A 12,427-nucleotide genomic window follows, 5' to 3' on the forward strand; every position below is an offset into this window, starting at 1 on the left:
GTGAGCGCCACGCCGCCCTTCAAACGTATCGCGCTGATCGGCCTCGGCCTGATCGGCTCGTCGCTGGCGCGCGGCATCCAGCAGCTCGGCCTTGCCGGTGAATTGGTTGCCACCGACAATTCGGCGGCCGTGCGCGCGCGCGCCGTCGAGATCAAGCTCGCCGACCGCATCGCGGACGACAATGCCAGCGCCGTCAAGGATGCCGATCTGGTCATCGCCTGCGTACCCGTCGGCGTGGCGGGCAACGTGGCGAAGAGCATCGCGGCGCATCTTTCGCCCGGCGCGATCGTGTCCGACGTCGGTTCGGTAAAGGCCTCGGTGCTGCAGGCGATGTCGGAATATCTGCCGGACAACATCCACTTCATTCCCGCGCATCCGGTCGCGGGCACGGAGAACTCCGGTCCCGACTCAGGCTTCGCAGAACTGTTCAGCAATCGCTGGTGCATTCTGACGCCGCCTGAGGGTGCGGATCCCGCAGCCGTCGAGAAGCTCACCGGCTTCTGGGCTGCGCTCGGCGCCAATGTCGAGATCATGCAGGCCGCGCATCACGACCTGGTGCTCGCGGTCACCAGCCATCTGCCGCATCTGATCGCTTATACAATCGTAGGCACGGCCGACGAGCTCGAAGACGTGACTCGTTCGGAAGTGCTGAAGTTCTCCGCGGGCGGTTTCCGCGATTTCACCCGTATCGCAGCATCAGACCCGACCATGTGGCGCGACGTGTTTCTCGCCAACAAGGACGCGGTGCTGGAAATGCTCGGCACCTTCCAGGAAGACCTGTCGAAGCTGACCCGTGCCATTCGCCGCGATGACGGCGATGCGCTGTTCGAGCATTTCACCCGGACGCGCGCGATCCGCCGCGGCATCGTCAGTATTGGTCAGGATGAAGCGGCGCCGGACTTCGGGCGCAAGCATCAGGCACTGACGAAGAAGGACGGCTAGCGGAGGCGCTCTCTCGTCCCCTCTCCCGCTTGCGGGAGAGGGTGGATCGACCGCGAAGCGGGCGAGACGGGAGAGGGAGCGGCTGCGCTCGGAGCTTGTGGCGCCCCCTCTCCCGTCCGCGCTACGCGCGGCCACCCTCTCCCCCTACGCGAAGCGAAGCTTCGCTAGTGGGCGAGGGGAAGAAACCTTAGAAAAGCGGCGGCACCTGCGCCACGCGTAGCGGGCCCAAGAACACCGCACCATCAACAAACTTCAACGGGAACGCCCGCGCCGGCTTGCCTTCGAGCGTCGCCGGCGAGCCAATCGAATTGACGCCGGCGGCAAGGCCGCTGCCGGCATTCTTGCGCACGACATTGCCGAGACCGGGAATCGCGCGATCCAGCGCACCGAGGATGTTGTTGACGTCCTGCGATTTCACGCCGGGAGCAATGCGATCCAGCGCCTCCTGAGGCACGCCCATCTCCAGCAACTTGTCGATCCCGAGGGCGGCAATGGCCTTGTCGAGGCCGGCCACGGTCATCTGCAACTCGCCATCGAGATTGCCGGATGCGGTCAGCCCAAGCGAACCGGTCGCCAGAGAAATGATCTCGCCCTGCTGCACGCGCGACTGCACGATCTCGACGCGTCCACCTGCGGCCTGAAGCTCGCGGAAACGCTGCGGCCAGGGCTTGGGCGAGACATCCTTGAGCCCGCTGAGCAATGCGCGGATATCGGCATCGAACGGCGCCGCGAGGATCGGATGAACATCGGCAATGCTACCGCTTGTGATCTGCAAGGCTGTCTCGATCACCGGTTTGTCCGGCGTCGAATTCGCTGCCGTGCGGCCATGCAGTTCAACATGTTTGGCGCGCGCGGTCGGCGCCTGCACGGAGCCAGAGAAGCGGTCGAGCGACACGTCGTCGAACACGATGTCGGCGCTGTCAGGCGTACCAGGCAGACCGGTGATGCTGCTGCGCGCGGAGCCCCAGTTCATCACCATGGCCGGCTGGCCGCGATCGGACAAAACGGCCGGCGCAGTGAATTCGGCGATCAGGAGCCGCGGCGTGTAGATCTGCGCAACCACGACGATCTCACCAAGCTTGGCAGTGATCGGCACCTGCGTCGCATTCTGGGTGGCCGTTTGCGAGGTCAGCGAAACGCTGACACCGCTGCAGCGGACTTCGAGCCGGAACGGGAAGCCGGAGACCGAACGGTTGGCGCAATCATAGACGCGGCCGGCCGCGGCCTCGCGGGCGCGCCAGATATCGACGTTTTCGTCGACCTTGGACGCGGCATAGAACCAGAAGCCGCTCCACGCCGCCGCCAGGACGACGATGATGACGGGCAGGATGAAAATCGGCCAGAGGCGGCGCTGGGTCGGCTGTGCATATTCGGACATGGCGGACGTAGATCGCATGATTTTGTCAAATCGGCGATCCCTTTCATGGGGTTATCCTGCGGTCGCAGGGCCATATTGCAGGAAATCCGGATCGCCCGGGCCCAAGGTTTCTGCTAGGTCGGCAGCATGACCGCGAAAATCAACCCTGAGCCCGATTCCGACAGCGATCTCTGGGTGTTCGGCTATGGCTCGCTGATGTGGCGGCCGGGCTTCGAGTTCATTGAACAGGTCCCGGCCCGGCTGATCGGCGAGCATCGGGCGCTCTGCGTCTATTCCTTCGACCACCGAGGCACACCGGAGAAGCCCGGCCTCGTGCTCGGCCTGGACCGCGGCGGCGCCTGTCGCGGCATTGCCTTTCGCGTGGCGGCAAAGCTCCGCCATGACACCATCGCCTATCTCAGGGAGCGCGAGCAGACCACCCATGTCTATCGCGAAGTCATGCGCTCGGTCTGGCTGGATGACGTGGAGCGCACCCGCGTCAGCGCGCTGGCCTATGTGGTCGATCGCGGCCATGTGCAATATGCGGGGCGATTGAGCCTCAGCGAGCAGTTGCATTTCGTGCGGCAGGGCCACGGCCGTTCCGGGCTCAACCGCGATTACGTGCTCTCGACCGTGAAGGCCATCGAGGCCGAAGGTTTTCGCGACGCACAGTTGCATCAGCTGGCGGCCATGCTGCACGAGTGATGTGTCGTCTCCCAGGTGTCGTCCCCGCGAAGGCGGGGACCCATACACGCTGGAGCTCTGGTCAGAACGCTGTCGCGGCAACTCTGCCGTTTCGATTTCACTGACCCTGGTTATGGGTCCCCGCCTTCGCGGGGACGACACTGGTGTCCTAACTCTCTTTCACCGCGACATTCGGCACGCGCCCGAAAATTTGCGCCTGCTCCGCGCGCGCCTCGGCGACGATCCGGTCGGTCGCGGCTTCAATGGCATCGCTGATCGCCGCGATGAATTCCTTGCGTGGCAGGCCGGGCGGCAACGGATCGAGAAACTCCACCACCAGCGTGCCGGGATAGCGCAGGAAGGTGCGGCGCGGCCAGAACAGGCCGGAATTCAGCGCCACCGGCAGACACGGCGCGCCGCATTTGGCGTAGATCTGCGCGACACCGGGTTTGTAATCCGGCGGTGCTTCGACGGGACGACGCGTGCCTTCGGGAAAGATAATGAGCTGACGGCCGAGCTGGACTTCCTCGGTAGCGCGCTTGGCCATGTCGATGAGCGAACGCGCGCCGCCTTCGCGATCGACGCCGATCATCTTCGATTTCTTCAGATACCAGCCGAAAAACGGGATTTGTCCCAGCTCACGCTTGTAGATGAACAAAGGCCAGTCGAAGAACGGCATCAGCGCGAAGGTTTCCCACATCGACTGATGTTTCGATGCGACGATCAGCGGCCCCGCGGGAATTTTCTCGAGCCCGCGATAGTCGACCCTGGTGTTGCAGACGACGCGCATCAGCCAGATGCTGCTGGTCGCCCAGGCCTTCGCGATCGCCATGAAGGCGCGCGGCGGCATCACGAAGGTTGGAATCGCCACCAGGATCCAGAACACCAGCAGCACATAGAACAGCACGTTGTAGATCAACGAACGCACGAATATCGAAGTCATGGTGTTCCGATCAGCTCAATTGCAGTTCAATTCGCGGACGCCGTGGCCGGCCGGCGCTGCGGCGCGTCGCTCTGCTGGTCGCCGCCGGAATCCGGCATCAGATCAATGCCGATATTCGCCAGCCGCACCCGCGCTTCAGCCGCGAGATATTTGACATATTCCGATAGCAGCAACCGCAGCGTCGGGCCACTGGTCCACCACGGTTCGTCACGCCATTTGTCGCCTATCACCGAGAACGGAATCAGCTCGATATCCGGCATCTCATGCGACATTTCGACGATCGCGCGCGGCATGTGATAATTCGAGGTCACCACGATCAGCGAGCGAAAGCCGCGCTCATGAGCCCAGCGCTTGGTCTCCACCGCATTGCTGCGGGTATTGACGGCGGAGCGGTCGAGATCGACGCAGCAATCCAGCAGCCGCTGGCTGTCCGGCAGCGTGCGCGAGATATTGGCCGCGCCATTGGTGGGATGGACGCCAGAGATCAGCAGCCGTTTGCCGAAGCCATTGGCGAGCAGTTCGAGCGCATCCGCAACGCGCGACGAACCGCCGGTCAGGACGACGATGCCATCGGCCTTCGCCGAGGGCTTCAGCTCGCCGCTGCGCAATTGCGCGAGGAACGCGACGAAACCGATGGCACCGACCATGAAGGACAGCGCAAATGCGACCACGAGTGCCGCACGGATGACGCGCCGCCGCGGCGGCGCGGCGACGTGCATCTCCGTGGTGTCCTGGTCGTCAAGCAAGGTCATCGGTCTGGCGTTGGGTCCTTTGGCAGCAATCTTAATTATTTTTCGGCGCCTTGGCGATGCCACCGCCCGCGCCTGACGCGTTACTCGATATCGTTCAGCGTCGAAAACAACGTGCGGCGCGAGGCCCAGGCAGTGATTCCGGCGATCAGCACGGCCTGCCCCGCTACGGCGAGATATCCCGACGAGCGCAGCGAGAATGTCCCGAGCAGTGCGGCGAACTGGTCGCCCACCGGCGTGCCGGAGAACCAGCTGGCGATCGACTCGGAAAACCCGAACATCAGCATCGCGGCGCCGCCGCCAATGATACCGCCTTGAAAGCCGAGCCGCAGGAAATGGCGGAAGAAGCGGTTGGCAATATAGCGGTCGCCGGCGCCGACGAAATGCAGCACCTCGACGATGGGTCGGTTCGCCGCCATCGCGCCGCGCGTCGCAAAGGACACGGAGATAATGGTGGCGATGATCACAAGTGCAAGGATGCCGAGCCCGGCCAGCACCGTTGCCGACGTCATCGACCGCATCCGTTCGACCCAGGCGCGGTGATCGTCAACGCTGGCCGAGGGCACGGCCTGCGTCACCCGCTTGCGCAAGCCAACGATATCGAGCGCCGCGCCCGGTGCGACGCGCGCAATGATCACGCGAGGCACCGGCAGGTCGTCGAGCGACAGTCCGGTACCGAGCCACGGCTCCAGCAACTGCGCCGATTGCTCCCTGCTATAGGGCTGCACCTCGACAATCCCCGGCTGTCCGCGAATGGCGTCGGTCACCGCCTGCGTATCGCGGTCGAGATCGCGGCCGCCCAGCGGCTTCACCTGGATCGTGATTTCGCTGGCGACTTCCGATTGCCACTCCGATGCCGATGCGCTGATCAGCAGCACGGCGCCTGTGGTGATGGAAGCAAGGAAGGTCATGATGGCGACGACGGCGACCAGCGCGCGGCCGGCGATCGAGCCGCGCGGCACGATCGGGGATGCGTTGCGCGCCTTCGCCGGGACCTGCGGGCGATCGGTGCCGAGGTCCATCAGCGGGCCGTGTTCTTCGCCGATTTTACTCATATATATGCAACCGGCCTTGATGCAGCACCATGCGCCGCGCGTCGTATTGATCCATCAATGTAATATCGTGGGTCGCGATAATCACCGCGGTGCCGGATTTGTTGAGTTCGATGAACAGCCGCAGCAGGCGCCGGCCCAGCGTCGGATCGACGTTGCCCGTCGGCTCGTCCGCCAGCAGCAGCATAGGACGCGCGATCACCGCGCGCGCAATCGCGGCGCGCTGCTTCTCGCCGCCCGAGAGGATCGGCGGCAGTGCGTCCATGCGATCGCCGAGGCCGACCCATTTCAGGAGATCGATGACCTCACGCCGATAGCTGGATTCATCCCGGCCCATCACCCGGAACGGCAATGCGACATTCTCATAGGTCGTCATGTGGTCGAGCAGGCGGAAATCCTGCAGCACGATACCGATGCGCTTGCGCAGGTCCGCGATCTCGTCCTTGCCGAGCAGCGAGATGTCATGGCCGAACAGATTGACCAGCCCGCGGGTCGGCCGCAGCGACAGGAACAGGAGGCGCAGCAGCGACGTCTTGCCGGCGCCGGAAGGCCCGGTCAGAAACTGGAACGAATGCGCAGGGATCTGGAAACTGAGGTCGCGCAGAATCTCCGGGCCGAGCCCGTAGCGCAAACCAACATTTTCGAACCGGACCACATTCAGCTCCGTTCGATGGGTTCAAAAAGCCTCAAAAAGACGGTCAATTGCTTGTGCGGCCGTTATGGTTTCCGATTCGTTAACGGTCGTCTTGTAGCCTGCCGGCCATGTCATCGGCTATCGGCTCCATGCATATCGTTTGCCCCAATTGCACGACGTCCTACGCCGTGAATCCGGCCACGTTCGGCGATGCCGGACGGACGGTGCGCTGCGCCCGCTGCAAGGAAGTCTGGCTGGCGCGGCCGGAAGACCTGTCCCGCGCCGAGGCCCGTGTTCCCGCGATGGCGGCCAAGGCCAGCGAGCCGGATCCGAACGAGGACATGAGCGCCTGGGGCGTGAGCGAGGATGACGACGCCGCGCCGGACGTCCCGGTGGTCGAAAGCCCGTCGATTTCGGCCGACTGGCCAGCCGACGCCAATGATCGCACGCAGGACGCCGACTGGGCCACGCTGGCGCAGCACGATACGCTGGACGCGATGCGGGCCACCCCGCCGTCGCGCTTTGCGGCGCTCCGCCGTCTCAAACCGTCGCTGCCGCGCCTGTCCTTCATGCCGCGCCACAGCCTCCCCATCGCCACCGCTGCCATGGCAGCGTTGTTGTTTGCGCTGGTGGTCTGGCGCATCGACATGGTCAGACTGATGCCACAGACCGCAGCCTTCTATCAGGCAGTCGGTCTCGACGTGAATATCCGGGGCCTCGCCTTCAAGGACGTGAAGGTTACGACCGAGACGGTGGACGGCAAGTCGGTTTTGCTCATCGAAGGCCTGATCGTGTCCGAGACCCGCACGCCCACCGCATTGCCCCGCCTGCGTTTCGTGGTCCGCGACGCCCAAGGCACTGAGATCTATGGCTGGAACGCCGTGCTCGAACAGCCCGGCCTCAATCCCGGCGACAAGACATGGTTCCGGTCACGGCTGGCTTCGCCGCCGGCCGAGGGCCGCAGTATCGACGTGCGCTTCTTCAACAAGCGCGACGTCGCCGGCGCTTAAAGCGTTTTCGAGCGAAGTGACTTCCGGCTCGCGTGAAGAAAACGCGTCTGAAAAACAATAGAATTTTGGTCTGAGGAGTTGTCGTGGCGCGTATCCTGATTGCAGATGACGAGGAATCGATGCGGCTCCTGGTCGGCCGCGCCATCGCCATGGATGGCCACGAGATCGTCACTGCCGAAGACGGCGCCGAGGCGCTGGAGATCCTCATGGAGCAGGAAGGTGCCTTCGACCTGCTGCTGACCGACATCAAGATGCCCGTGATGGACGGCATTGCGCTGGCGTTGGCCACCGCGCGCGATTTCCCCGAGCTCACGATCCTGCTGATGACCGGCTATGCCGACCAGCGTGAACGCGCGACTGGCCTGAATGCCATCGTGCACGACGTGGTGACGAAGCCGTTTTCGGTGGCGGATATCCGCACGGCGGTGGCGGATGCGCTGGCAGTGAAGAACAAGGGATAGCTCTCGCGTCATTCCGGGACGCGGGCGCATCTTGCGCACGCGAACCCGGCAGCCCCTCAATAATCCTTCAGCAGCCGCTCGATATAATCCAGCTCAAGCTGCGGCCGCGTCGTGTCGCCGAGGCGACGGCGCAGTTCTTCCAGGATTCTCCGCACGCGCTGCACGTCGATCTCGCCGGGGATCTTCACCGTGAGATCGTCGCCAAGTTCGCGGCCGCGCAGCGGACGCCCGAGCGGATCGCTCTGCCGGCCACCGCTCTGCTGGCGGCCCGGATTGTTGCCGGGGCCGTCGTTCTGCCCTTCACCCTCGCCCTGCTGCATGGCCTGCGCGAGCTTCTGGGCACCCTTGCGCAACGCATCGAGCGCCTTGCCCTGCGAACCCACCGCGCCGTCGGCATTGCCATCGCCGAGCTGGCCGCCTGCATCGCCCATGGCGCTGTCGGCATCGCCGAGACCATCACCGTCGCCGTCACCATCGGCGTCCGCCTGATCGTCGCCGCCTTGACCTTGCTGGCCTTGTTGCCCCTGCTGGCCCTTTTGCCCCTGCCCTTTTTGGCCCTTCTGACCCTGGCCCATGCCCTGCTTGGCGAGCTGGTCCTGGAGCTGCTTGAGGCGATCACGCAGGTTCTGCTGATCCTGCTGCAGATCGCTCATGCTCTGCTCGCCCTGCTTGCCGCGGCGCCGCTCGTTGCGCTGGTCCTGGCCCTGCTTGAAGGTCTTGTCGCGAAGCTGCTGCTGCTTGCGGATCATGTCCCCAAGCTCGTTCATCGCCTGATCCATCTCGCTGTCACCGGACTGGCCGGGCTGCGCCATCTGCAGATTTTCCAGCATCTGCTGCATCTGTTCGAGCAACTGCTTGGCAGCGTCCTTGTCGCCGGAACGCGACAGCCGCTCCATGCGCTCGATCATATTGTTGAGGTCCTGCTGCCGCATCACCTTGGTGTTCTTGTCGAGCGGACGCGCCAACTGCTGCGGATTCTCGCGCATCTTCTCCACGAGCTGCTTCAGGAAATTGTCCAGCGCCGCACGCAGGTTCTCGGTGAGCTTCTTGATCTCCTCGTCGCTGGCGCCGCGCTCCAGTGCCTGCTTCAGCGCGTCCTGCGCCGCCTTCAGCGCCTTGTCGATATCGGTGATGTCGCCGTCCTCGATGGTGACGGCGAGCGCCCACAGGCTGGCGACGACTTCCTTCAAAGCCGCGTCGGTGCGGGCGCGTTCGATCTGGGTGGCAACGCTGCGCAGCCCGAGATACTGGCCGGCTTCCGGTGTGAAAACTTCCGGAGCGATCATCAGAGCCTGCAGCGCGTAGGAGACCTGGCCGCGCTGGTTGGCGTCGAGCGCCAGGATACGGCGCTGTTCGATCAGCGCGCGCGGCAACGGCTTGGTGAACAGCCGCTCCGGCAGCCGCATGTTGAACGGCTCGCTCTTGCCCTCGTTGCCGGACTCATCCTTCGCGGTCAGCGTCAGCGTGACATCGGCGCCCGCATAGGGATCCTCGCTGAGATCCTTGACGGTCTGGCCGACACCGTTGCGCGTGCGCGCATTCGGCAGCACCAGCGCGAAGGACGGCGCATCGAACAGCGGGCGCGGCTTGGCGGCGTCCTTGATGCCATCCTTGGTCTCGGCGGGACGCGCCGCGAATTGCGCATGGGCTTCGGTGACGCCGTAGTCGTCCTCGAGCTTGTAGGACATCTGCAGCGAACCGCGCGCCTGACGCTCCGGGTCCTTAGCGAGCGCGATGGTCGGCGGACGATCACCCGTTGCCGTGAACTTCCATTGCGGCTGGCCGGACGGCGCACGCACATGCGCTGTCCCGTCAGAGGTGATGGTGAAGTGCTTTTCACTGGTACCCTTGGGGGCTTCCGCCGTCGGCGCCACTTCAGCGACGCCGCCGGTGAGAACGACATCAAGCGCGCCGCCGCTGGAGCGCACGATCAGCGTCGAGCCCGACGGCACCGGCAACGCAGCGGCATCGGTCGTGGACGCGTCCTTGTTGGCTGCGGAAAGGATGATCGGCGGCCTGCCGGTGTAAGGCGGCGGCGTGACCCAGGCATCGACGCGCACATTCGCCGGCGCCAGCACGCCGTTCCAGTCGAACGCCGCCATGATCCGCGCACCGCGCTCGCCACTGGCGGCAAACCAGGTGGCGAACAGCAGCACGACGACGATCGCGCGCAGCGCCCAAGGGTCATGGATCGCAAGGCGCGGCGACGGCAGACCGGCGCGGATTTTCTTGAGCGAGGCCAGCGTACGCTCGCGCTGAACCAGCCACAGCGCCCGGGCCATCGGGTCCTGCGACGACAGCGTGTCGGTCAACGCAGTGGCGGGGCGATGTGCAATGCCTGTGCCGCGATCGAGACGCGACAAGCCCTCTTCACGCGACGGCCAGCGAAACTTGATGAGAGGAACGAGCGTCGCCAGCGCGGCAATGACGAACAACACCAGACCGATGGCGCGCGCAGTGAAGGGAAGCGTCAGCCACAGACCGGCCCAGGACGCCACCAGGAACAGCCCGATGACACTGAGCAGCCGGGCCAGATGGGGCCATCCCCGCTCCCAGCCAATCGCCAGCCGGGCACGCTGCAGCGCCTGCGCCAGCTGAAGCTGCGCCGCCGCCTGACGATCGGCATTTGGATCGTGTGGTGGTTGTGGTCGGTCGGGGGGCGCAGCGCTCAACGACGATCTCCGATGTTACCGCACGACACACTAGCACGGCGGCGGCAATGAGGCATGGCCACGGGGCCATCCATTCACATGCAAAGCCTGAGCCTAAGTCGATTCGGAGCGATTGGGGTCACGAAGGCGTGAGGGGCGAAATCTACCGCTGTCGCCACCCGGCTTGACCGGGTGACCTAGTATCCAGGGAGGCCAATGGTCCGCTCCCGAGGCCGGTGATTACTGGGTCGCCCGGTCCAAGCGCGCAATTGCGCGCAAGGCCGAGCGATGACACCGGTGGATGCGGGAAGCACCGACGGTCACAGCCAGGGCGCGGCCTTGTCCATGGCGATCAGCTGCTCGACCTCGATGCGCGGACGAACCACCGCGTACTGATCGTCCTTCACCAGCACTTCCGGGACCAGCGCGCGGGTATTGTAGGTTCCCGCCTGCACGGCGCCATAGGCGCCGGCGGTCATGATCGCGACCAGATCGCCGGATTTCAGCTCTGGCAGCTTGCGATCCAAGGCGAGGTAATCGCCGGTCTCACAGACCGGGCCGACGACGTCGACGGCCGTCAGCTTCGCACCAGGCTTGGGCTCAGCTACCGGCAGGATCTCGTGATAGGCCTCATAGAGCGTCGGCCGGATCAGATCGTTCATGGCCGCGTCGATGATGACGAAGGTCTTGCCGTCGCCATGCTTCACATGAATGACGCGCGCGACGAGGATGCCGGCATTGCCGACGATCATCCGGCCGGGCTCGAACATCAGCGTGCAGCCGAGATTATGCGTGACGCGCTTGACCATCGCCGCATAGGCCATCGGCTCCGGCGGCGCGGCGCGGTCTTCGTAATAGGGAATGCCGAGACCGCCGCCGAAATCGACATGTGAAATCGTGTGGCCGTCGCTGCGCAGCACGGTGACGAAATCGGCCAGAATGCGGAACGCCTGCTCCATCGGGCCCAGATCGGTGATCTGGCTGCCGATATGCATGTCGACGCCGGTGACCTCAATTCCCGGCAGCTTCGCAGCGCGGGCATAGACCTCGCGTGCCTTGCTGATAGGGATGCCGAACTTGTTTTCCGACTTGCCGGTGGAGATCTTGGCGTGGGTGCCGGAATCCACGTCGGGGTTTACGCGGATCGAAATACGTGCGGTGCGGCCGGTCTCGCTGGCGATCTCCGACAGCAATGCGAGTTCGGGCTCCGACTCGATATTGAGGCAAAGAATGTCTTCGTCGAGCGCCAGCCGCAGTTCATCCGCGGTCTTGCCGACACCGGAAAACACGATCTTTCGCGACGGGATGCCCGCGGCCAGCGCGCGCTTTAACTCGCCACCGGAGACCACGTCGGCGCCTGCGCCGAGCTTGGCCAGCGTGCGCAGCACCGACTGGTTGGAATTCGCCTTCATGGCGTAGCAGACCAGCGCCTTGGTATCGGCAAAGGCGTCGGTGAAGACGCGGTAGTGCCGCTCCAGCGTGGCGGTCGAATAGCAATAGAATGGCGTGCCGACGGCATCCGCCATTTCGGCAATATCAACGCCTTCGGCGTGCAGCACGCCGTTGCGATAGTCGAAATGGCGCATGGCGATTTAGTCCAGGATCGGATCGAGCAGGAACGGCTTCTTGCGGCCACGGGTCGCCGACGGCGGGCCCTCATCGACGCCGTTCGAAGGCGCGAACACGTCCCTGCCCTTGTTGGCAGCCGACTGTGCATCGGGATCGGACGCCGGAGCGCCGGTGCCCATCGGCTGCGCGGACGCCTGTGGCGGCAGATCGAGGCCGCCTTTACGGCCGCAGCCAGCCAGCGCCAAAGCAGAAGCGGTCAGAACGAGAATGGCCCATCGCGCGGACGCAGGGCGGGTCGGACAAGTCACAGCGAAATCCCCAAATGCGGGCGCACCATACAAAGATTGCTTCGCTCTGGCGAGACCCCGAAATCCA

General features: G+C 64.6%; 12 protein-coding genes. 4 read left to right on the forward strand and 8 right to left on the reverse strand.

From position 1 onward, the window contains the following. Entirely contained in the window at positions 1–942 is a 942-nt protein-coding gene (locus AB8A27_RS21760; RefSeq protein WP_441243696.1) for a prephenate/arogenate dehydrogenase family protein, read from the forward strand. A 187-nt stretch (positions 943–1,129) separates the two neighbouring features. Here AB8A27_RS21760 and AB8A27_RS21765 read toward each other — a convergent pair whose 3' ends face one another. Further along, the gene (locus AB8A27_RS21765) at positions 1,130–2,320 is read right to left on the reverse strand and encodes a DUF2125 domain-containing protein (protein WP_441244982.1); all 1,191 of its coding nucleotides are present in this window, start codon (positions 2,318–2,320) and stop codon (positions 1,130–1,132) included. A 126-nt stretch (positions 2,321–2,446) separates the two neighbouring features. Here AB8A27_RS21765 and AB8A27_RS21770 point away from each other — a divergent pair, with 126 nt between their 5' ends. Further along, the gene (locus AB8A27_RS21770) at positions 2,447–3,004 is read left to right on the forward strand and encodes a gamma-glutamylcyclotransferase (protein WP_441243697.1); all 558 of its coding nucleotides are present in this window, start codon (positions 2,447–2,449) and stop codon (positions 3,002–3,004) included. Between the two features lie 148 nt (positions 3,005–3,152). On the opposite strand, the gene AB8A27_RS21775 is transcribed toward AB8A27_RS21770, so the two are convergent. The 4 genes from AB8A27_RS21775 to ftsE all read right to left on the reverse strand — a co-directional run bounded on the left by AB8A27_RS21775 (position 3,153) and on the right by ftsE (position 6,382). Further along, positions 3,153–3,926 carry a lysophospholipid acyltransferase family protein gene (locus AB8A27_RS21775; protein ID WP_441243698.1) on the reverse strand — a complete coding sequence of 258 codons (774 nt, stop codon included), beginning with the start codon at positions 3,924–3,926 and terminating at the stop codon, positions 3,153–3,155. 26 nt (positions 3,927–3,952) lie between these two features. Further along, positions 3,953–4,678: a YdcF family protein gene (locus AB8A27_RS21780; RefSeq protein ID WP_115032861.1), complete on the reverse strand. Its 726-nt coding sequence runs from the start codon at positions 4,676–4,678 to the stop codon at positions 3,953–3,955. An 80-nt stretch (positions 4,679–4,758) separates the two neighbouring features. Further along, on the reverse strand, positions 4,759–5,730 hold the full coding sequence (locus AB8A27_RS21785) for a cell division protein FtsX (protein ID WP_441243699.1): 972 nt from the start codon (positions 5,728–5,730) through the stop codon (positions 4,759–4,761). After that, positions 5,723–6,382: a cell division ATP-binding protein FtsE gene (gene ftsE / locus AB8A27_RS21790; protein ID WP_441243700.1), complete on the reverse strand. Its 660-nt coding sequence runs from the start codon at positions 6,380–6,382 to the stop codon at positions 5,723–5,725. The genes AB8A27_RS21785 and ftsE overlap by 8 nt, the downstream gene beginning before the upstream one ends. 128 nt (positions 6,383–6,510) lie before the next feature. Between ftsE and AB8A27_RS21795 the strand changes: the two genes are divergently transcribed. After that, positions 6,511–7,371, forward strand: a complete 861-nt coding sequence (locus AB8A27_RS21795; RefSeq protein WP_441244983.1) for an MJ0042-type zinc finger domain-containing protein — start codon at positions 6,511–6,513, stop codon at positions 7,369–7,371. A gap of 83 nt (positions 7,372–7,454) precedes the next feature. Next, on the forward strand, positions 7,455–7,832 hold the full coding sequence (locus AB8A27_RS21800) for a response regulator (RefSeq protein WP_441243701.1): 378 nt from the start codon (positions 7,455–7,457) through the stop codon (positions 7,830–7,832). Between the two features lie 56 nt (positions 7,833–7,888). Here AB8A27_RS21800 and AB8A27_RS21805 read toward each other — a convergent pair whose 3' ends face one another. The 3 genes from AB8A27_RS21805 to lptM all read right to left on the reverse strand — a co-directional run bounded on the left by AB8A27_RS21805 (position 7,889) and on the right by lptM (position 12,360). After that, positions 7,889–10,504 (reverse strand): TIGR02302 family protein, encoded by a 2,616-nt coding sequence (locus AB8A27_RS21805; RefSeq protein ID WP_441243702.1) that lies wholly within the window; start codon positions 10,502–10,504, stop codon positions 7,889–7,891. Between the two features lie 299 nt (positions 10,505–10,803). After that, on the reverse strand, positions 10,804–12,069 hold the full coding sequence (gene lysA / locus AB8A27_RS21810) for a diaminopimelate decarboxylase (protein ID WP_441243703.1): 1,266 nt from the start codon (positions 12,067–12,069) through the stop codon (positions 10,804–10,806). 6 nt (positions 12,070–12,075) lie between these two features. Next, complete coding sequence (gene lptM, locus AB8A27_RS21815) at positions 12,076–12,360, reverse strand: LPS translocon maturation chaperone LptM (protein ID WP_441243704.1); 285 nt, start codon at positions 12,358–12,360, stop codon at positions 12,076–12,078. Positions 12,361–12,427: the final 67 nt, after the last annotated feature.

This window comes from Tardiphaga sp. 768_D3_N2_1, assembly GCF_052076105.1.
Taxonomy (GTDB): Bacteria; Pseudomonadota; Alphaproteobacteria; order Rhizobiales; family Xanthobacteraceae; genus Tardiphaga.

Coding starts and splice junctions, on each gene's coding strand:
- AB8A27_RS21765 (WP_441244982.1), bottom strand. CDS start 2,320: ATGTCCGAATATGCACAGCCGACCCAGCGCCGCCTCTGGCCGATTTTC.
- AB8A27_RS21770 (WP_441243697.1), top strand. CDS start 2,447: ATGACCGCGAAAATCAACCCTGAGCCCGATTCCGACAGCGATCTCTGG.
- AB8A27_RS21775 (WP_441243698.1), bottom strand. CDS start 3,926: ATGACTTCGATATTCGTGCGTTCGTTGATCTACAACGTGCTGTTCTAT.
- AB8A27_RS21780 (WP_115032861.1), bottom strand. CDS start 4,678: ATGACCTTGCTTGACGACCAGGACACCACGGAGATGCACGTCGCCGCG.
- AB8A27_RS21785 (WP_441243699.1), bottom strand. CDS start 5,730: ATGAGTAAAATCGGCGAAGAACACGGCCCGCTGATGGACCTCGGCACC.
- AB8A27_RS21795 (WP_441244983.1), top strand. CDS start 6,511: ATGCATATCGTTTGCCCCAATTGCACGACGTCCTACGCCGTGAATCCG.
- lysA (WP_441243703.1), bottom strand. CDS start 12,069: ATGCGCCATTTCGACTATCGCAACGGCGTGCTGCACGCCGAAGGCGTT.